This window comes from Bradyrhizobium sp. C-145, from assembly GCF_023375135.1.
Lineage (GTDB): Bacteria > Pseudomonadota > Alphaproteobacteria > Rhizobiales > Xanthobacteraceae > Bradyrhizobium > Bradyrhizobium zhanjiangense.
On record NZ_CP088150.1, the window covers coordinates 8,412,714 to 8,432,345 of the forward strand.

The 19,632-nt window shown below is 63.2% G+C and carries 16 protein-coding genes and 1 tRNA gene; 13 read left to right on the forward strand and 4 right to left on the reverse strand.

Annotation, left to right across the window (positions count from 1 at the left end; translation table 11 throughout):
- The first annotated feature begins 90 nt into the window (after positions 1-90).
- The 3 genes from LRP30_RS39590 to LRP30_RS39600 are packed head-to-tail and all read left to right on the forward strand — an operon-like array spanning position 91 to position 5,044.
- A complete protein-coding gene (locus tag LRP30_RS39590; protein WP_249758299.1) occupies positions 91-1,158 on the forward strand; it encodes an HlyD family efflux transporter periplasmic adaptor subunit in 1,068 nt (355 codons plus the stop codon).
- Entirely contained in the window at positions 1,155-3,929 is a 2,775-nt protein-coding gene (gene rbbA, locus LRP30_RS39595) for a ribosome-associated ATPase/putative transporter RbbA (protein WP_249758300.1), read from the forward strand. Before LRP30_RS39590 ends, rbbA begins: the two co-directional genes overlap by 4 nt.
- A 2-nt stretch (positions 3,930-3,931) precedes the next feature.
- On the forward strand, positions 3,932-5,044 hold the full coding sequence (locus LRP30_RS39600) for an ABC transporter permease (protein ID WP_249758301.1): 1,113 nt from the start codon (positions 3,932-3,934) through the stop codon (positions 5,042-5,044).
- A 16-nt stretch (positions 5,045-5,060) separates the two neighbouring features.
- On the opposite strand, the gene LRP30_RS39605 is transcribed toward LRP30_RS39600, so the two are convergent.
- The 3 genes from LRP30_RS39605 to LRP30_RS39615 all read right to left on the reverse strand — a co-directional run bounded on the left by LRP30_RS39605 (position 5,061) and on the right by LRP30_RS39615 (position 10,192).
- Positions 5,061-5,549 carry a DUF2059 domain-containing protein gene (locus LRP30_RS39605; RefSeq protein ID WP_249758302.1) on the reverse strand — a complete coding sequence of 163 codons (489 nt, stop codon included), beginning with the start codon at positions 5,547-5,549 and terminating at the stop codon, positions 5,061-5,063.
- A gap of 35 nt (positions 5,550-5,584) precedes the next feature.
- On the reverse strand, positions 5,585-6,802 hold the full coding sequence (locus LRP30_RS39610) for an OpgC domain-containing protein (protein ID WP_249758303.1): 1,218 nt from the start codon (positions 6,800-6,802) through the stop codon (positions 5,585-5,587).
- Positions 6,803-7,135: 333 nt separating this feature from the next.
- Positions 7,136-10,192 (reverse strand): adenylate/guanylate cyclase domain-containing protein, encoded by a 3,057-nt coding sequence (locus tag LRP30_RS39615; RefSeq protein ID WP_249758304.1) that lies wholly within the window; start codon positions 10,190-10,192, stop codon positions 7,136-7,138.
- 307 nt (positions 10,193-10,499) lie between these two features.
- On the opposite strand from LRP30_RS39615, the gene LRP30_RS39620 reads away from it, so the two are divergent.
- From LRP30_RS39620 to copC, 9 genes are all read left to right on the forward strand, one after another.
- A complete protein-coding gene (locus tag LRP30_RS39620) occupies positions 10,500-10,952 on the forward strand; it encodes a hypothetical protein (protein ID WP_249758305.1) in 453 nt (150 codons plus the stop codon).
- Between the two features lie 313 nt (positions 10,953-11,265).
- The gene (locus LRP30_RS39625) at positions 11,266-12,303 is read left to right on the forward strand and encodes a thermonuclease family protein (RefSeq protein ID WP_249758306.1); all 1,038 of its coding nucleotides are present in this window, start codon (positions 11,266-11,268) and stop codon (positions 12,301-12,303) included.
- Positions 12,304-12,316: 13 nt separating this feature from the next.
- Positions 12,317-13,072 carry a pentapeptide repeat-containing protein gene (locus LRP30_RS39630; RefSeq protein ID WP_249758307.1) on the forward strand — a complete coding sequence of 252 codons (756 nt, stop codon included), beginning with the start codon at positions 12,317-12,319 and terminating at the stop codon, positions 13,070-13,072.
- Positions 13,073-13,619: 547 nt separating this feature from the next.
- Positions 13,620-14,483, forward strand: a complete 864-nt coding sequence (locus LRP30_RS39635) for a DUF6662 family protein (RefSeq protein WP_128936726.1) — start codon at positions 13,620-13,622, stop codon at positions 14,481-14,483.
- Positions 14,484-14,502: 19 nt separating this feature from the next.
- The gene (locus LRP30_RS39640) at positions 14,503-14,958 is read left to right on the forward strand and encodes an FMN-binding protein (RefSeq protein WP_128942397.1); all 456 of its coding nucleotides are present in this window, start codon (positions 14,503-14,505) and stop codon (positions 14,956-14,958) included.
- A 2-nt stretch (positions 14,959-14,960) separates the two neighbouring features.
- A complete protein-coding gene (locus tag LRP30_RS39645) occupies positions 14,961-15,776 on the forward strand; it encodes an FAD:protein FMN transferase (protein ID WP_249758308.1) in 816 nt (271 codons plus the stop codon).
- A gap of 51 nt (positions 15,777-15,827) precedes the next feature.
- Entirely contained in the window at positions 15,828-16,283 is a 456-nt protein-coding gene (locus LRP30_RS39650; protein ID WP_249758309.1) for a cytochrome b/b6 domain-containing protein, read from the forward strand.
- 307 nt (positions 16,284-16,590) lie between these two features.
- On the forward strand, positions 16,591-16,884 hold the full coding sequence (locus tag LRP30_RS39655) for a hypothetical protein (protein WP_128936730.1): 294 nt from the start codon (positions 16,591-16,593) through the stop codon (positions 16,882-16,884).
- Between the two features lie 31 nt (positions 16,885-16,915).
- On the forward strand, positions 16,916-17,290 hold the full coding sequence (gene copC, locus LRP30_RS39660) for a copper homeostasis periplasmic binding protein CopC (RefSeq protein ID WP_128936731.1): 375 nt from the start codon (positions 16,916-16,918) through the stop codon (positions 17,288-17,290).
- A gap of 483 nt (positions 17,291-17,773) precedes the next feature.
- Here copC and LRP30_RS39665 read toward each other — a convergent pair.
- Positions 17,774-17,850 (reverse strand) — tRNA-Met (locus LRP30_RS39665).
- Between the two features lie 309 nt (positions 17,851-18,159).
- Here LRP30_RS39665 and LRP30_RS39670 point away from each other — a divergent pair.
- Entirely contained in the window at positions 18,160-19,617 is a 1,458-nt protein-coding gene (locus tag LRP30_RS39670; RefSeq protein WP_249758310.1) for a coniferyl aldehyde dehydrogenase, read from the forward strand.
- Positions 19,618-19,632 lie beyond the last annotated feature (15 nt).

Sequence of the window (19,632 nt, forward strand, 5' to 3'; positions counted from 1 at the left end):
CGCTGCATGTTGAGCCGGCCCTTCTGCGTGATCAGTGGTGGGGCGTTCGTGTCTCAACATGTGGGCGCCGCTGCGCGGCGTGGTGGACTGATGAACTTCACTTCCGGCCGCGTCATTGCCGCGATCACCATCCTCCTTGCGGGCGGCGGCTATTTCTACTGGCAGCACCGCGATACCAATGCACTTCCCGCGGGTTTCGCCCGAGGCAATGGCCGTATCGAGGCGGTGGAGATCGACATCGCCACCAAGACGCCGGGACGAATCCGCGAGATCCTGGTCAACGAAGGCGACTTCGTGACCGCGGGCCAGGTTCTGGCGCGGATGGACACCGAGCAATTGCAGGCCCAGCGTCGCCAGGCCGAAGCGCAGCTCCAGCGCGCGTCAATCAATGTCGAGACCGCGAAGAGCCTCGTCAACCAGCGCGAGGCCGAACGCGAGGCTGCTGAGGCCGTTGTCGACCAGCGCGTCGCGCAGCTCGACACCACGAGCCGCAAGCTCGATCGCTCCGAGCAGCTGATCAGGACAAGTGCAGTGTCGCAGCAGGTGCTGGACGACGACCGCTCTGCCAACGCCACGGCGAAGGCGGCGCTGGCCGCTTCGAAGGCCCAGGTCGCAGCATCCGAGGCCGCGATCAGCTCCGCCCGCGCCATGGTGATCGATGCGGGAGCCGCGGTCGACGCGGCAAAGGCCGCGATCGAGAGCATCAACGCCGATATCAATGATAGCGTGCTGAAGGCACCGCGCGACGGCCGCGTGCAGTATCGCGTGTCGCAGCCCGGCGAGGTGCTCGCGGCCGGCGGCCGCGTCCTCAACATGGTCGATCTCGGCGACGTCTACATGACGTTCTTCCTGCCTACGGCGCAGGCCGGCCGCGTCGCGATCGGCGCCGACGTTCGGCTCGTGCTCGATGCCATCCCGCAATATGTGATCCCCGCAAGAGCCACCTTCGTCGGTGACGTCGCGCAATTCACGCCCAAGACGGTCGAGACCGAGGAGGAGCGGCAGAAGCTGATGTTCCGGATCAAGGCGCATATCGCGCCCGAGCTGCTGCGCCAGCATATCGAGCATGTGAAGACCGGCCTGCCCGGGATGGCCTATGTGCAGTTCGATCCGGCCGCGCAATGGCCCGACAATCTCAAGATCAAGCTGACCCGATGAGCGCGACTGCCACAGCCGATGCATTGGCTGCCGTCGGCAGCGTGGTGCATCTGGAGGGCGTGGGCCTGAACTACGGCAAGACCCGGGCGCTCGATGCCATTACGCTCGACCTGCCGCCCGGCTGCATGGCCGGCCTGATCGGTCCCGACGGCGTCGGCAAATCGAGCCTGCTCGCCCTGATCGCGGGTGCGCGTGCGATCCAGGAAGGACGCATCCATGTGCTTGGCGGCGACATGGCGAGCTCACGGCATCGCCGCACGGTCTGCCCCGACATCGCTTATATGCCGCAGGGTCTCGGCAAGAATCTTTATCCAACGCTGTCGGTGTTCGAGAACATCGACTTCTTCGGCCGCCTGTTCGGACACGACAAGGCGGAACGAAGCAGACGGATCGCCGGCCTGCTGCGCGATACTGGGCTCACCGCCTTCGCCGACCGACCCGCCGCAAAGCTCTCCGGCGGCATGAAGCAGAAGGTGGGCCTGTGCTGCGCTCTGATTCACGATCCCGAGCTTCTGATCCTGGACGAGCCGACCACGGGCGTCGATCCCTTGTCTCGACGTCAATTCTGGAAACTGATCGCCTCGATCCGCGACAGCCGGCCTGGCATGAGCGTGATCGTCTCGACCGCCTATATGGAAGAAGCCGCGCAATTCGACGTCCTGGTCGCGATGAACGCCGGCCGCGTGCTGGCGACGGGAACCCCGGTCGCGCTGAAGCGGCGGACCGGCGCCGTCACGCTCGACGACGCGTTCATCCGTCTGTTGCCGGAGGCAGATCGCGACCATCACACCAGTGTCGTCATCCCTCCACGCAACGAGGGCCATGACGAGATCGCGATCGAGGCCGATCACCTGACCCGGCGGTTCAACGACTTCGTCGCCGTAGACGACGTCAGCTTCCGCATCAGGAAGGGCGAGATCTTCGGCTTTCTCGGCTCGAACGGGTGCGGCAAGACCACGACAATGAAGATGCTCACCGGCCTCTTGCCCGTCAGCGAAGGCACCGCGCGGCTGTTCGGCAAGGCGATCGATGCCCGCGACATGTCGGTGCGGCGGCGCATCGGCTACATGTCGCAGGGCTTTTCGCTCTATTCGGAGCTGACGGTCACCCAAAACCTCGACCTGCATGCGCGGCTGTTCGAGCTGCCGGCGGACACTATTGCCGCGCGCATCGACGAGATGATCGTCCGGTTCGATCTCGCCGATGTCGCCGATACTCTGCCCGATGCGCTGCCGCTCGGCTTGCGGCAGCGGCTGTCACTGGCGGTCGCCATGATCCATGCGCCCGATATCCTCATCCTCGACGAGCCGACCTCTGGCGTCGATCCGGTTGCCCGGGACCGCTTCTGGAAGATCCTCGCCGAGCTCTCCCGCGAGGATAACGTTACGATTTTCGTCTCGACCCACTTCATGAACGAGGCCGAGCGCTGCGATCGAATCTCGCTGATGCATGCGGGCAAGGTGCTGACGTCGGACACGCCCGCTGCGATCATGGCCGCGCGCGGCACCGATACGCTGGAGCAGGCTTTCATCGCCTGTCTGGAGGACGCGATCGCCGAATCCCGGGACTCAGCCGGCCGGCCGGCAGTCACATCGCCCGTGCCGGCGGCGACGACCACGGCGCTCCCGCGCAAGCGCAGTGCGACATTCAATCCGACCCGCATGCTCGCCTATTCCCGGCGCGAAGCGCTCGAGCTGCGGCGCGATCCGATCCGCGCCACGCTCGCGATCCTCGGCAGCGTGCTGTTGCTGTTCGTGCTCGGCTACGGCATCAGCTTGGACGTCGAAAATCTGACCTTCGCCGTGCTCGACCGCGACGACAGCGCCATCAGCCGCGACTACAGCCTTCAGATCGCGGGATCGCGCTACTTCACCCAAAAGCCACCGATCAGCGACTATGCCGACCTCGACCGCCGCATGCGCGCCGGCGAGATTGGCCTCGCCATCGAATTGCCGCCCGGCTTCGGCCGCGACGTCAGCCGCGGCCACCGTGTCGAGATCGGCGCCTGGGTCGACGGCGCCAACCCGACTCGCGCCGAGACCCTGCGCTCCTACGCCCAAGCGATTCACGCCACCTGGCTGGCACAGAAGGGCCGCGAACTCTATGGCGAGGCGACGATCGCCGGCTCCTACCAGCTCCAGCTGCGCTATCGCTACAATCCAGACGTCAGAAGCGTCGTCGCCATGGCACCCAGGATCATCCCGCTGCTGCTGGTCATGATTCCGGCGGTGCTGGCGGCGCTCGCGGTCGTGCGCGAGAAGGAGCTCGGCTCGATCGTCAATTTCTATGTGACGCCGGTGACGCGGCTGGAATTCCTGCTCGGCACGCAGCTGACTTACGTGCTGCTGGCATTCGGCAACTTCCTCCTGCTCGTCGGCTTTGCGCTCGCCGTTTTCGGCGTGCCCTTCACCGGCAGCTTTGCGACCTATGCGCTCGCCGCCCTGCTCTACGTCACGGCCACAACAGGCCTGGGGCTCGTGATCTCGGCCTTCATGAAAAGCCAGATCGCGGCCCTGTTCGGCACGGTCCTGATCACGCTGATCCCGGCCATCCAATATTCCGGGCTTATCGATCCCGTTTCATCGCTCCAGGGCTTGGGCGCCCTGGTCGGGCGACTCTATCCTACCGCCTATTTCGTCACGATCTCGCGGGGCACCTTCTCCAAGGGCCTGGGGTTCGACACCCTTCACAACGATCTCCTGGCGCTCGCCGTCACGGTTCCGGTGCTGGTGGCGGCCGGGGCCATGCTGCTGAAGAAACAGGCCCGCTGACCATGCGCTTTGACAACGTGCTCCAGCTCGGCATCAAGGAATTGCGCGGCCTGGTGCGTGACCCCATGCTGCTCATACTCATCGTCTATTCCTTCACGCTGGCGGTCTATGCCGGAGCAAGAGCGCTGCCGGAGACCCTGAACCGCGCCGCGATCGCCATCGTCGACGAGGATCATTCGCAAGTCTCGACCCGCATCGAGATGGCGTTCACCGCGCCCTATTTCTCCAAGCCGCGCCTGATCTCGCAATACGAGATGGACCGGAGGATGGATGCCGGCCTCGACACCTTCGCGCTGGACATCCCGCCGGACTTCCAGCGCGATCTACTGGCGCGGAAGTCGCCAGCCATCCAGCTCAACGTCGACGCCACGCGAATCTCGCAAGCCTTCAACGGCGGCGGCTATGTCGAGCAGATCGTCAGCGCGGAGGTCGCGGAGTTTCTGGCACACACCCGCGATGCGCAGACGCCGCCGATCGAGCTGGCGCTGCGGGCGCGCTTCAACCCCGAGCTGAAAAAGTCATGGTTCGGCGCCATCGACCAGGTCATCACCTCGATCACCATGCTCTCGATCATCCTGACCGGCGCAGCGCTGATCCGCGAGCGCGAGCACGGCACGATCGAGCACCTCCTGGTGATGCCGGTTACCCCCTTAGAGATCATGGTGAGCAAGGTCTGGTCGATGGGAGCGGTGGTGCTGGTTGCCTCCGCCCTGTCGATCGGCTTCGTGGTGAAGGGATGGCTGGCGGTCACGATCGACGGCTCGCTGGCGCTGTTCCTGCTCGGCGCGGCGCTGCAGCTGTTCGCCACCACCAGCATGGGCATCTTCCTGGCCACGGTCGCCGGATCGATGCCGCAGTTCGGGCTGCTGCTGATCATGATCCTGCTGCCGCTACAGACGCTTTCAGGCAGCATGACGCCGCGGGAAAGCATGCCGCAATTCGTCCAGGACATCATGCTGGCGGCGCCCAACACGCATTTCGTGATGCTCGCGCAGGCGATCCTGTTCCGCGGCGCCGGCCTGGAGGCGGTGTGGCCGCAACTCGTCGCGCTCACGCTGATCGGCGGCATCTTGTTCGTGATCGCGCTGCGGCGCTTCCGCGCGTTTCTGGCCTAGCCTGCAGTCGCGCCGTTCAGAGCTTGTGGCCCTTCTGGCGCAGCGCCTCGATCAGGCGCTGCTTCAATTCGTCGGCGGCCTTCAGGCTGACGTCCTGGCCGATCTGCGCGCCCGCCTGCGCCAGCGCGTCCGACTTCGCCAGGAATTTCTGCCCTGCCGGCTGGGCATAGAACGCCTCGATCTGGCGCAGCTCGTCCACCGTGAAGCTCGCGGCATAGAGCGCGGCGACCTGGTCGATGATCGATGCCAGGAACGGGGCGTAGATCTCGGAGCCAGTGGCCGTCATCGCGTCATAGTCGCGCTCGATCTCCGGCCTGTCCTGGGCGACCACGGGCCTCAGCTTGAGCAGGAGCTGCGGCAGCAGCGTGCGATACTGATCCGCGATCTTCAAGGTGACCACGAGCTTGCGCGCTGCGGTCATCGCCTCGGGTGACGGCGCCTGGGCCGACGCCCCGCAGACGAGGAGCAGGAAGATGCCGGCGATCGTCGACAAACGTCTGGACATGGACCCTCCGTGAGAATGCAGGCGGCGCAATGCGTTCAGCGGCTCGCAGGCGCGGCGGCAGCGCTCGCGGCCGGCGCGTTGTCCAATGCGGTGTCGGCCTCCTCGACCTCCGTCACCTTCACGAACAGGTTCGGCACGCGCTCGGCCCGGCCGAGCAGCCAGGCCGCGCCGACCATGATGACGATGCCGACGATGGAGACGGCGAGCTGCTCCCAGACGCCCTTGGTGTATTGCGTCAGGATCCAGTGCGCCGAGAACGACAGGAACACACCGAGGCAGAAGATCGGCAGCGAATGCTGGCCGCAGAGGATGACGGGCCGCAGCCATGTTGAATGCAGCGCCCGCCATTTGCGCGAGAGGAAATGAGTCACCCAGATCGCCAGCGCCAGGAAATGCGTGAAGCGCAGCATGTCGAGATCGGTCTTGTCGATCGGGTAGATCGCCTTGATCATCGATTTCGGGATCAGCGCCTCGAGCGCAGGGACGTGCCAGGTCATCACGATCAGCAGCGCGAAGATCAGCCAGACTGCGGCCAGCCCCATCGCCGCCTTCGACCACACCCATGTCGCGATCTTGTCGATCTGGCCGATGCCGCACCAGGCCGCGAACACGAACATCAGCTGCCAGCAGAACGGATTGAAGTACCAGGTCGTGCCGGGCGGATAGGAGGCGATATTCCAATCGAACCAGCGCGACAGCACGTAGAGCACGACGGAGCCTGCGAGCGTCAGGTTCGGTCGGCGCACCAGGCACCACACGATGAAGGGCGAGGCGAGCACCAGCGTGATGTAGAGCGGCAGCACGTCGAGATTGACCGGCTTGTATTTCAGGAGGATCGCCTGCCCGATCAGCTCGTCCGGATGCGCCAGGAAGTTGAACACGTTGAACTCGTGCTCGTACATCGGATTGTCGAAGCGACGTACGGTGCGCGCGATCTGCGCCGTGAACAGCAGGAACAGCATGATGTGCGCGACGTACAGCTCGGCCGCGCGCCGCCACAGCCGCTTGGCCGCGGCGAGAAACCAGCCGCCCGCGACGATCGGTCCATAGATCCAGCCGACCAGATAGCCGGAGATGAAGACGAAGAACTCGGCGGCGTCGCTGAAGCCGTAGTTGCGCAGCGTCAGCCAGGCCACGACGTCGTGCGGGATGTGGTCGAGGAAGATCATCCACAGGCCGATGCCGCGGAAGAGATCGAGCCGCAGGTCGCGCTCGACCGGCGCCAAAAGTGCTGACTGGTCCCGTGTAATCATGGCCCGCCTCGTTCGGTGGGCGTCGCGCCATCGCGGCGCCGGAGAATCGGATGCTAGAAATTGAAAACCAAAAGTCACCTGGCCCTGCGGCTAGTGGTAACGGTAGCCGACCTTGCTGTGCGCGCAAGGGACTTTGTCATCGGGGGGAGACACGGGCTTGCCATCCTCTGCGCTGGACGATGACGGCGCCTGCAAAAAAGTGAAAAAACAACCCCATGCACAGTAGAAGCGTCGTGCTAAGCCTTTGTATCAGTTGCAATATTTAGTTGACCCGTCGGGCAGAAAACCGGCACGACGGTACCATCGCACGCCCACCCCATGAAGGCACAAGGTTCAGGTGAGCTCGTCGCCTTGGGCCAGCATCTCGCCTAGCATCGCCTCGGCCTTGTGCTGAAGCGGCAGCGCGCCGCTCTCGGAGGCGATCGCGATAGCGGCGCGCAGGGCTGCGAGGATGGCCGCCCTGCTTTCGGCGCTGGACGCCGGCGTCACCACGGCTTCGCCAAACAGGGCCTCGGCCTCAAGGCCCGAGAACCCCTGCTGGCGCGCCGTGTTGCGCGCCTCGCGCAGCATGTTCTGCGCAGCCCTGGCGTCGCCGAGGCGGTAGGTAGCCAGCGCCAGGTAGATCGAGCTGCGCAGCACCGCCGAGGTATAGCCGACCGCCTTCGCCTCCTCGCGCGCCTCGGTCAGCATGCCCCGCGCCCGATCGAACAGGCCCTGCTCCAGATAGGCCATGCCGAGATGGCAGGCGAGTACCGGCACGAACAGCCGGATGCCGTGCTTCTGCGCGAGGACGAAGCCGTCCTCGAGGATGGAAGCGGCCGCCGCCGGATCGTTCTGCCCCAGCTTCAGCCATCCGCCGCTATAGGCGGCCGCGACGCGGTCGTAGGGGCGGTTGGTCTCGTCCGCGATCGCGGAAGCTTGTTGTTGGAGCTGCTCGGCGACGTCGAGCTCGCCCATGACGGTGTGGGTGATGCTGTTCATCATGCAGCACAGGAGGAGCAAAGATCGTGGGGTTGTGCCGATGGGAGCACTCGCTGTTGGACCCGCAAGATGGACACGGGCCGTGGCTAGCATCTTCTCGGCACCATGGTAGCGGCCGGAAAGAAAATAGGCCTGCCCGAGACCATATTGAGCGAGATTGCGCCAGCCGGGGTTGCCCGAGCTTTCCGCCAATTGAACAACATCTTCGCCGATCGCGACAGCTTCTACCGGCGTCCCGTAGAAGTTCTGCGCGCCCGCTCTCATGGTCATGGCCGCCACTTTGCGTCCAATGTCGCTGATCGCATCTGCTCGCCGTTCGGCTTCCCGCCCCAGGTCCAACGCCTCCGCCACCCGCCCTGATCCGGCAAACGCCAAACGCGCCTCCATCCGGAGGTCAATGGCGTCCATCTCTCGCGCGTGCGTCAACGGCGTCTTGTCGAGAGACCCCATTGCGATCTCGAAATAGTCGACCGCGTCGACATAGGCCGAGCGCGCCAGACATTTCCGGGCCGCGCTCCTGCCATGGCGAAACGCCTTCTGCCAATCCTTCGCCCGCGTCGCGTGATAACAGAGGGCATCCGGATCGTCGGCCCATGCCTCGTCACCTTCAAGGGCGGCAATTATGCCGGCATGGATGCCTTCGCGCACCTTTTCGACCATCGAATCGTAGGTCACCTGCCTGACCATCTCGTGGCGAAATTCGAGCGAATCCTCCAACTCACTGTCGATCTTGACCAGCAGTTCGGCCCGGTCGAGTGCGGCGAGGCAATCCTGCAGGACGTCTTCCGGCAAGGCCGCTACTTTCCGCAACATGGCCTGGTTGGCCCGGCGTCCAAGCGCCGCGGCGATCTGAAGAAGTGACCTTTCCTGTCGAGACACGCGATCGAGCCGTGCCGCGATCACACCTTGAATGCTGCTGGGGATGCCGAGCTCGTCCACAGGACGCGCAAGGGAAAGGTCACCCCACTGGCCAAGAAGCAGGCCGCTGTCCTTCAGACTGCGGCAGACCTCCTCGATGAACAGCGGAACGTTGGCGGTATGAGAGATGATCCGATTCTTCAGGTCCGCATTCGAGGTGGCGGGGCCAAGCATCTCCGCGAGCATGGCCAGACCCGAATCGTCGTCGAGAGGCCGCATCGCCACGATCTCCGCGTGACAATTTGCGATCCACACCGGCATTCCGTTGGGCCGCGTCGTCAGCAGCACAAGCAAATCAGGGCTTTGCAGTCCGGAAAGGGTGGCCACAACCGTGTCGCTGGCCCGATCGATCCAGTGCAGGTCTTCGATCAGGAGGACCGTGCGCTGGCGACGGGCGATGCTCTCGACGATCGCGCAGCTGGCGTCTGAAATCGCTCGGCCGCGGGCGTGAGGCTCCAATTCGTCCCATTGCGGATCGGAAATCGGTAAGTCCAGGACCGCGTCGATGGCTCGTTGCTGCACCACCGGCAACGTGTCTCTGGGATCGACGGTCCTGGTCTGATGCCTCGCAGCTGTATCAAAGACCGACAGCAACAGGCGCTTGAGGGCGCTGTACGGAGCACCCTGGAGATTCGGGCTGCACTCGGCATCGATCAGCCGCCAGCCGCCGGCCCGGAGATCTTGCGCAAACTCGTGCGCAAGCCGCGACTTTCCGATGCCGGCGTCACCTGTCAGCAGGACCGTCTGCCGGCTGGCGGCGACCGTTTCCGTGGCACGCCATAGCAATGCCCTCTCCGTCGTGCGGTCGACGAAACGGGAAACGCTGCGCGCACGTCGGACCCGCCAGCTCGATAGATCGCTCGCGCCCATGATCCGGTACACCGGCATGGGCTCGCCAAAACCACGGAGCGCTTTTCGGCCGAGGAATTCAAAGCGCACATGTCCGTCCGCGAGCTCCTGGCAGGCTTGCGAGACATAGATCTGGTTCGCTTCGGCCGCTGCTTCCAGCCGGGCTGCCAGATGCTGAGCGGCCCCGCCGATCTCGTAGACTTTGGAAAATTCGCTGGCGACCATGTAGGTCACCACATGACCCGAGTGGAGGCCGACCCGGACCTGAAGACCGGGATCGCCCAGGCTGCCGACACGCCGGACAAGCTCGATGGCCGAGTGACAGGCCAGGGGCGCATGGTTGTCGTCGGCGATCGGGGCGCCGAATACAGCGGCCAACCCGTCGCCCAACTCTTTACTGACGATGCCGCCAAACTGCCGCACCGCGCCTCTCATCGCCGCAAGCGCCGGCTCAAGACGCAACACCGCCTGCTCCGGCTCCAGTTCGGCAACGAGTCCGGTGGAATCGACGACGTCGGCGCGCAGAATCGTTACAAACCGTCGTTCGCTATCGGGATCGACGCGCTGACGGACCGCCGCTCCGCATTTGGAGCACCAGCTGTCGCCCGGACCAATTGCCGACTGACACGCGAAACAATGCATTCCAGTGCCTTCAACGACTGCCCCGGCAGTCCCCGCTCCAACGCCTACGCGGCGTTCGACCCAACATTACCCATAGGAGGATGCATGGCAATCGGACCTGCGGCATACGCGATGTTACTGAATGGTGCGTCTCTGGACGAAGCGCACTCCTGGGTGGTAGCGTGACTGCGCACCAAAATTGCGTGATCGGCCGCAGCGTGACGCGTATTTTCGGCCTGCCCCGCTACAGATTTTGACGAACAGACATATCGAGGAAAGAGGCGATGGCCGGACTGGTATATATAGCGGCAAGGCATTTCGAGACTTGATGAACAGCAACTACTATCCTTTGGCGAACATGAAGAAGAGCGTCGCGAAGCTCAAGGCATCGGACGATATCGATCTGCCAACTTTGGAATATGGCCAATACCACCTGATCTTGAACCCGCCATCGAAGTGGCCGCAGGGAAGCGCCAAATACTGGCACAAGGAGAAGGGCCGAGCCCGCGTCGATCTCAGCACCCAGCCGAACACGGTCCCGCTGTCCAAGGATGAGCCCGGCGTCATTCCTCTGACGCGATGCGATCTGCTCGACGCCTGCGTCCGGAAATGCTTCAACTCCGAGCCGCCGATCCCAATGAAGACGAAGATCATCACCCACGCGGCAAGCGATGCCTACGCGCACCGGCACGAGATCCGGCTGGAGTGGGAGTACAAGAACGGCGAGAACAAGGCGCCGACGCTGCTCTATCTGACAATGGTCTGTCCGCACAGATCGTGATCTTCAGAAGCGTTCTTCTTGGTTCAAGAACCCATTGCCGCCCCCGCGCGACAGGCGCGCGGGCGTCTTGTTGCGACTGATCGATCCCACTCGCCCAAGGTCTGACGTCCGCCGCTCTGGCCCTTCGAGCGCATTCACTGCGAGAACCCCGTTGTCAGCCTCGTGTAAGTCGAGAGCTGTCGCCGCGACCGCGTCGCAGCTGTCGCAGCTGCCGTCATGGGACTGTCGCACGAAGATGATCGGTTGCCTCTCATTGTGCGCGCGAATCGCTTTGTCAGAAGTCGATGGTCGCGCGCGGTGACAGGAGCGGCCGATGCCCGTGGGACTGCTGGAGGTCGAAGGCACCATCGAGGTCAAGCAGTTCTGGCCGGAGGGGCGGTCGGACGCCGACACCACCAAGGTGGTGGTGACCATCGCGCCGGACGCGATCCGCTTCCGCAAGGAAGACTCAGCGCCATTCCAGCCGACCCGTGTCTTCGAGGGCGCCAAGGTCAAGGGCCGCACGTCGACCGCGCCGATCAAGAACGGCAAGCTCACCGTTCGCCTCCAGGGCATCGACGCGCCTGAGCTGCACTATCAGCCCTCGCCCCTGTCGACCGCCGAGAAGAAGGGACTGACGGAAGCCAAGAAGCAGGCCTATCACGAGGTCACCCATTCCTACCGGCAATTCCTCGGCGCCACCGCGAGCAAGGCTCTGCACGATTTCCTCAGCCGTGCCGGCGAAGCCGCGCTTCCCTGCCGGGTGTTCACCCATGTCGATGCGCCGAACGAGGTGTTCGACACCTATGGAAGGCTGGTCGGCGACATCGAGGTGACGGTCGGAGGCGAGACAATCGACATCAACCACTGGCTGGTCGAACAGGGCTTTGCCTATCCGACGTTCTACTCCTCGATGAACGACGACGAGATCAGGGCTATCCTCGCCCTCGCCAAGAGCGCGCGCAGCAAGAAGCTGCCGGTCTGGAAGCATCTCGCCAAAACGATTGGCGCCTTCGACTTCGACCTGCGCGAGCCCAGGGCTGGCGAGACCGCCGTGCTCGCGACCGACAAGGGCCCGGTGATCCCGCCAAAACTCTACCGCCGCTACACCAACTGGTCGGCGCGCAAGAAGGCGAAGATCACGAGCCAGACCTTCCAGAAGTTTTTGAGCGAAGGCTCCGGCGGCAAGCCCGACACCTGCTACGAGACCAGCGACTTCCTGGCCAACGGCGTGCACGCGGCAACGCCAAGGAATTTTGCGGAGTTCGTCGAGGGCGGGACAACGATCAAGTTTCAGCCGGAGGGGCTGGTGTTTGGGGAGGCACCGTCGAGCCTGGTGGGGGCGGATGGGAAGGTGATTAGGGAGTTTTGAGGGGAGGCGCGCCATGCCGAACCGCTTGCGGCGCTCAGCCTCACGGGCCAGCGCTTCAAGGTTACGATCTGATCTCGGCGTCTCCTGCGCCGCGGACGCAGTGAACATCTTCCAAGCTATTGATCTTTCGCAATCGACCCGGATCGAACGAAAACGTCAGATCGCGCGACAGAGTTGCATGGCTAGATCTGATGATCCCGATGCTTTGCCTGAACCGGATGAACCTCTGGATCGTACCGTGCGCCTGTCGCCCAACGACTGCTCGCTGGCCGGGACAGTGCAGCAGGGCCGCGACATGATGTTCGCTCAACTCGCCGGCGTCGACATGGCGGAAGCGGACTTTTACTGGGCAATGTTTCACGATGCGGTGCTCGAAGGCGCCATTTTGGCGCGTTGCGACCTGCGCGGCGCGACCTTCAATAGCGCCAATCTGCGCCGAGCCGACCTTCGCGGTGCCAATTGTGGGCTCGACAATCTGGGCGGTTCGACCGATTTCATTGGAGCTGATCTGTCAGGTGCCGACTTGCGTCGGGCCAATATCGGTGGTGCGGATTTCACTGGCGCGAAGTTGATCGGCGCCGATCTTTCCGACGCCAATGCCGTCAGTGAGTTGCCTAACTGGCGTCTCACATGGTTCGGGGGCGCCGATTTGACCAATGCTCGTCTTGCGGGAGCAAGGCTGAGCGGCGCGACATACGATGATCGCACTGTCTTTCCCCGCGGGTTCAATCCGAACGAGGCCGGGATGATCCGGTTCATCGGGCGATAGATGTAGGTGGTGGACGTGAACACCTTCGAATTGCGGTGGCAGGGCATTCGATTGAGCGGCGAGTAAGTCCCGTGATTGCTGCAACGTCTCGCCAAGCTGAGCCAGGGGACGGACGAGCACCGGCACCGAACAGTCCTAGGCAAGCCGATCACGAGTCTCGGCTCCTTCGAACACCGCTTGGGCTGCTGCGGCGGTTCCGTCGCGGCCAGCTTCAGCGTCTTGCGAAGACGTCGGCACGTCGTGCCCCCCTGACGACAAGTGCAACAGATCCGAACCTCGATTGGAATTTGTCAAAATTAGAATCGCTCCAGCCAGAAGGCGAATAGAGGGTAAGCTGCTCTTACTGCTCACTTACTTATTTTCCCGAAACCTTGCGAAATGACGCCGAGCATCCCGCGAGTGAAGATGCTGGACGAGTTTAGATTAATTCCAGCCTGAGGTGTATTGTCACACCTTCGTGTGTCGCTGTAGGCCGCGTCCCACGGGCTTTTCTTTGATGGGGACGACAGTGAAGCGTTTGGTGGGACCGATATGCGCGGCAGCTGTGATGCTGACCGCTTGTCAGGCGCGTGCAGGGGAATCGCCGTTCGGCTGGATCTACACCGCCGATGTGCATCCGCAGGGCACGTTTGAATACGAACACAAATCGTTCATGCAGTCAGGGCAGTCGCAGGGACAGTATTTTTTCATGCAGAACAAGGAGGAGATCGAATATGGTCTCACCAACCAGCTGCAGATTTCCGGCTATTTCAACTGGAGTTATGCCAACGCCTTCCGCAACGGCTTCGACGGGACGACGGGCGGACCGGGCGTGACTCAGTTTCTCGATGCTTCCTTCGATCCGTACTCGCGTTACGAGAAGACTCGCTTCGATTCGGTTTCCTTCGAGGCGATCTATCAGGTTCTCAATCCCGTGACCGATCCGATCGGGCTCGCGCTCTACATCGAACCGGAGATCGGGCCGAGGGAGAAGGAGCTGGAATGGCGGGTGATCTTGCAGAAGAACTTCCTGGAGGATCGCCTCATTGCCGCTATTAATATCATGGGCAAGCATGAGCGCGAGGTGTACGCCGACGGCTCGATCGAAAGAGCTTCGCCGATCGACGTGACCTTCGGCATGTCCTATCTCGTGATGCCGAACTGGATGATCGGCTTCGAGACCCGCGTCCACAACGAATTCACCGGCTACTGGTTCAACAATCCTGAACATTCCGCATTCTTTGCCGGACCCGTCATCCACTACGCGCAGAAGGAATTCTGGTGGACGCTGGCCTGGCGTCACCAACTGCCGATGGTCATCACCTACAACGAGGATCAGGCGTCAGTGGTGAAGCACGGACGCATCTACGGCGACGAGCACGCGCGCGACGAGGTGATGTTCCGCCTCGGCGTGCCGTTCGCTGTGAAATGAAGTTTCGAGGCGGGGCAGCATGAAGTGGACACCACTCCTCGCCGCGCCGGCAGCGATCGTTCTGATCGCGCCGGCTGGCGCCACCGTGTATATGAGTGAACAGCAGGCGATGCAGGCGATCTTTCCCGGCGCATCGTTCTCCCCCGGCGGCAGGGCGGGAGTCTTCCGTGCCTCCTCGGGCGGGATCGTCGTGATCGACCGCGTGCTCGGCAAGCACGAATATATCAAATACGCCGTCGGCATCACCGCCGGCGGCACGGTCAAGCATATCGAAATCCTCGAATACAACGAATCCTATGGCTACGAGGTTCGCGAGGCCTCGTGGCGCTCGCAGTTCATAGGCAAGAGCGCGAGCTCGCCGCTGCAGCTCAATATCGATATCAAGAACATCAGCGGCGCGACGTTGTCGTGCAAGCACATTACCGATGGCGTGAGACGTGTTGTCGGGCAGTACCAGAGTCTGAGGGGGCAGTAGCCATGAGGCGCGCACGACCGCTGCTGGGCACGATCGTGGAGATCGAGGTCGACGGCGTCGCGCAAGCCGACGCTGAACGAGCGATTGCCCGCGCCTTCGAGGCGGTATTGCTGGTTCAGCGCCTGATGAGCTTCCACGATGCAGGTAGCGACATCGGACGCATCAACCGCGCGGCGTTCCGAAAGCCCGTGACAGTCCATCCCTGGACGGCGCGGGTTCTGCGTCACGCGGCAGCGTTTCATGCAGCAAGCAACGGCCTGTTCGACTGCGCGGTCGGCTTCGAGCTGATGCGCCGCGAGTTGCTGCCGTCCAACGACCTCGATCATGTCTGTGAAGGCGACTTCAGCGCAGTCCGCCTGTCGGAGGATCGGGCCGTGCGTCTGGCGGCACCGGTGGCAATCGACCTTGGCGGAATCGCCAAGGGCTACGCGGTGGATCGCGCCGTCGCCTCGCTTCGCGCTGCGGGCGTCCGATGCGCGACTGTCAACGCCGGCGGCGATCTGCGCGTCATGGGCGAGATCGACCAGCCGATCCATGTGCACGTTCCAGGCCGGGGCTTGCTGCAGGCCGGACTGTTGCGCAACGGCGCCATCGCGACCTCCTCCTCCTTCGCCACTGTCGGCCGGAACGGAGCGCTGGAATCGCCGGACTCCACAACCGATAGACGAGCCTACTCGGTCGTCGCACCAAGCTGCATCGTCGCGGACGCTTTGACAAAGATTCTGGTTCAGAGCGGCGAGCCGCAGCACCCCTGCTTCGGTCGCTTCGGCGCGACGGCTTTCATCAGCGGCGGTGATCTCCAGCCGATGGCGGCCTGATCCATGCGCCTCGGCTTTGTTCAAAAGAGCGCTGTCTGGACCGCAACCGCGGTGGTCGCGCTGACCGGCGCCGCCTGGTTCGTTCTGCACGACCTCATCGACGCCGAGCCCGGTGAATCCGAACGATTGCTATTGATGCTCCACGGCATCTCGGCCTATGCAGCTTTGATCGCAATCGGCTCGCTGCTGCCGTTGCACGTGCGGTCGGGCTGGCACCGGCGCCGCAAGCGATGGACCGGCGGCACCACGCTGGCCATGCTTGCCTTGCTCGCCATGACAGGTCTCGTGCTCTATTACGGGGGCGAACAAACGCGGGAGCCGGCCCGGTGGATCCATATCGCCATCGGGATTGCATGCATGGCGTTGTTTCCTATCCACGCACTACTTGCGGCAACGGTCAGGCGCAGCGCTGACAGCGCGATATCATCTCGGGATGGCGCGGCGGAGAGCGAGAGTCGCGGCGCATCCGCAATCACCGGTCGACGCACCGAAGCGCTTTCGCAGTGAAATTCCATTCGATTTGGAACCCAGCCAGCACTGCACAGCTGTGGAGTCTCGCCCATGAGGTGTTAGGCTAGGCGCCGTCCCATGAAAACGCCACGCGGATAACCACGCTTTCTCTATCCTGTGTGGCGAGTTGCAACGATTCGTCGAGTGGCGGACTCCCTCATGAGATCGACAGGAAGCGCAACGAAAGGGAATCCGAACCCTGTCTCTTTCCAGTCAAACTTGGTTCAGCATTCATTCAAGCGCGAATGCCTATTTTTCCCGGAATAGGTTCCTCGTATCGCCTCTTAGAGTCGGGAGAGTTGTCATGAAACTGAAGAGTGCACTTCTGGCCACCGCGTTTGCCTTTACGGCACTGTCCACGCTACCGGCGCTCGCCCATGATGAGTGGGACAATGGGCACCGCGCATTTCATGACGAGCTAGGCGAAGCTCATGAACGGGCGCACGAGGAAGGGTTTGAGAGCCGTGCCGAGCATCGCGCCTATCACCGCGCGCTCCGCGACTTGCACGGGGGCTATCATGAGGATCGCGGCGACTACAGCTATTATCGGCCGCGCTACAATTATTACTATCCCAATTACCGCAGTTGGGGATGGTAGCCGCGTAGCTTCGAGGCGAGGAGAATGAAATATGCGCGCTAGACTTTTAGCCATCAGCGCGGGCATCGGCCTCGCCCTTGCTGCGACCGAAGCAATGGCTCATCCTAAGCTCACATCCTCTGCTCCACCGTCGGATGGCATAGAGCGCGCCGCGCCCACGACCAAGGAAATCCGCCTGAACTTTTCGGAAGGAGTTATTGCCAAATTTTCAGGCCTGGAGTTGCGGGACGAGAGTGGCAAGTCGATTGCTACAGGTACCCCGGCAGTCGACCTGAAGGACAAGAAGCAGCTTGTGGTGCCTCTCGATGCGCCGTTGCCGGCCGGCAAGTACCGGGTGATATGGCACGCGGTCTCTGAGGACACCCACCGCGTCAAGGGCGAATACACCTTCACTATCGGCAACTAGTCGTGGAGCTATGGCTCGTCCTCGTCCGCTTCGTGCATTACGCGACGTCCCTCGTCCTATTTGGCTTGGTGCTGTTTCCTTTCTACGCCTATCCGCGAGCGGCAAGTCGCGGCGGTGGCAGCCGCGGGCCGGCAATCTCGCTGTCGGTTTCACTTCTCATCCTTGCCAGCGGCGCGAAAGACAATGCACATTTGCTGCAGCACAGGAGTTGAGAGAGCGCCGCCTTCTGCGATGCTTCGGGATGCTTCATCAGGTCCATAAGCTACGCGGAGGGTGGCAGTGCACTCAATTGACGGTTGGAAAGTCGCAACTGCTGCAACACCCCGCCGAGCCGGCCGAGTCGGTGGTTTGCAGGCGCGCTGCTAACCGACATGAGCGCGACGGCACTGGCCGCGGCCTGAGCCGGCCCGCGATCTTTCCACCAAACACAAATGGCCCGCGTCGCGCGGGCCATTTTCGTATCGGATCCGGTCAATCCGAATTTGGTTGCGGGGATAGGATTTGAACCTATGACCTTCAGGTTATGAGCCTGACGAGCTACCGGGCTGCTCCACCCCGCGTTAAACACTTGCTTTGCCTTCGCCAAAAGCCGGGGACGGTCGGTTGAGGCCCGCGCTGTTCGCGTGGCTTGCCTCACTCGTCCCAAAGGCTTCCTTGGAAGGCAACCCAGGGCAACGCCCATCGGGTGCGGGGCGTATGTATCAAGGCGGGCCGGCTTTGGAAAGGGCTGCGGGAACGTTTTTTTGACTTTATGACAACGGATGGACCGATTTTGGGTCCGTTTGGCATGCACTTGCCAGGAGTTCCGCAAAGGGCCAGCTTGGCCGCAACAAAATCAGGGCCGGACGCCCATTTTAGGGAGGAACGCCATGGACCGTGTCTTGGATCACGCCTTGGACCAGTCCCTGACAAGCACCCCGCTGCGGGCGCTGGAGGATGCCTTCCATGCCATGATTGCGCGGTCGCGGGCTGAGCCGGCGCCTGACCTCGCCGAGCGGCTCGACCGGCTGGCGCGGCTGCGCGCGGTGGTCGCGGACAATGAGGAGCGCTTCCGGCAGGCGATCTCGGCCGATTTCGGCCACCGCGCGGCGGTCGAGACCACGATAGCCGAGGCCATGCTGGTGTTCTCCGAGATCCGGCATGCGACAAAACACCTGAAGAGCTGGATGACACCGCAGCGCGTTGCCACCGCGCTGCAATTCCTGCCCGCGCGCAACCGGCTGATGCCGCAGCCGCTCGGCGTGATCGGCATCATCGCGCCCTGGAATTATCCGCTGCAGCTCACGCTCGCGCCCGCGATCGGCGCGCTTGCCGCCGGCAACCGGGTCATCATCAAGCCGAGCGAGCTCGTGCCGCACTTCTCGGCGCTGCTGAAGGAGACGGTCGGGCAGAAGTTCGATGCCGCCGAAGTGCTCGTCACCGGCATCGAGGACGAGATCGCAAAGGGCTTTGCGCGCCTGCCGTTCGATCATCTCGTCTTCACCGGCTCGACGCGGGTCGGGCGGCTGGTCGCGGAGGCCGCGGGACGCAATCTGACGCCCGCGACGCTCGAGCTCGGCGGCAAGTCGCCGGCGATCATCGACGCCTCGGCCGATCTCAATGAGGCGGCCGAGCGCATCGCCTATGGAAAGCTGCTCAATGCCGGGCAGACCTGCATCGCGCCGGATTATGTGCTGGTGCCGGAGAATTCGGTGCAATCCTTTGCCGAAAAGGTGCGCGCGCAGATGCGGCGCATGTTCGGCACCGATCCCGCCAACAAGGACTACACCTCCGTCATCTCCGACCGACATTATGCGCGGCTCGAAGGCCTCGTCGCGGATGCCGCGCAGCGCGGCGCCAAGATCCTGCAACCGGCAAAGCCCGACGATCCCAACTGGAAGGCGCACCGCAAATTCCCGCCGACGCTGATCCTCAGTGCGACCGAAGCGATGGCGGTGATGCAGGAGGAGATCTTTGGGCCCGTGCTGCCGGTGCTGGGCTATCGCGATCCGGCCGACGCTATCGCTTTCGTCAACGCCCGCGACCGGCCGCTGGCGCTGTACTGGTTCGGCAAGGACAGCAACGCGCGCGACGAGGTGCTGGCGCGCACCATCTCCGGCGGCGTCACCGTCAACGACTGCCTGTTCCACTTCACGCAAGTCAACCAGCCGATGGGCGGCGTCGGCGCATCCGGCACCGGCGCCTATCACGGCGAATGGGGCTTTCGCACCTTCAGCAAGCTGAAGCCGGTGTTCTATCGCTCCAAGTTCAACCGCCTCGCCGACCTCTACCCGCCCTATGGCGGCAAGATCGCGCGGCTAGAGAAGTTGATGCGGTTCATGTCGTAGGCTGTCTCAACGCCT

Coding starts and splice junctions, on each gene's coding strand:
- LRP30_RS39640 (WP_128942397.1), top strand. CDS start 14,503: ATGAAGTGGACACCACTCCTCGCCGCGCCGGCAGCGATCGTTCTGATC.
- LRP30_RS39590 (WP_249758299.1), top strand. CDS start 91: ATGAACTTCACTTCCGGCCGCGTCATTGCCGCGATCACCATCCTCCTT.
- LRP30_RS39635 (WP_128936726.1), top strand. CDS start 13,620: ATGCTGACCGCTTGTCAGGCGCGTGCAGGGGAATCGCCGTTCGGCTGG.
- rbbA (WP_249758300.1), top strand. CDS start 1,155: ATGAGCGCGACTGCCACAGCCGATGCATTGGCTGCCGTCGGCAGCGTG.
- LRP30_RS39600 (WP_249758301.1), top strand. CDS start 3,932: ATGCGCTTTGACAACGTGCTCCAGCTCGGCATCAAGGAATTGCGCGGC.
- LRP30_RS39620 (WP_249758305.1), top strand. CDS start 10,500: ATGAACAGCAACTACTATCCTTTGGCGAACATGAAGAAGAGCGTCGCG.
- LRP30_RS39655 (WP_128936730.1), top strand. CDS start 16,591: ATGAAACTGAAGAGTGCACTTCTGGCCACCGCGTTTGCCTTTACGGCA.
- LRP30_RS39625 (WP_249758306.1), top strand. CDS start 11,266: ATGCCCGTGGGACTGCTGGAGGTCGAAGGCACCATCGAGGTCAAGCAG.
- LRP30_RS39615 (WP_249758304.1), bottom strand. CDS start 10,192: ATGCATTGTTTCGCGTGTCAGTCGGCAATTGGTCCGGGCGACAGCTGG.
- LRP30_RS39605 (WP_249758302.1), bottom strand. CDS start 5,549: ATGTCCAGACGTTTGTCGACGATCGCCGGCATCTTCCTGCTCCTCGTC.
- copC (WP_128936731.1), top strand. CDS start 16,916: ATGCGCGCTAGACTTTTAGCCATCAGCGCGGGCATCGGCCTCGCCCTT.
- LRP30_RS39610 (WP_249758303.1), bottom strand. CDS start 6,802: ATGATTACACGGGACCAGTCAGCACTTTTGGCGCCGGTCGAGCGCGAC.
- LRP30_RS39630 (WP_249758307.1), top strand. CDS start 12,317: ATGCCGAACCGCTTGCGGCGCTCAGCCTCACGGGCCAGCGCTTCAAGG.
- LRP30_RS39645 (WP_249758308.1), top strand. CDS start 14,961: ATGAGGCGCGCACGACCGCTGCTGGGCACGATCGTGGAGATCGAGGTC.
- LRP30_RS39670 (WP_249758310.1), top strand. CDS start 18,160: ATGGACCGTGTCTTGGATCACGCCTTGGACCAGTCCCTGACAAGCACC.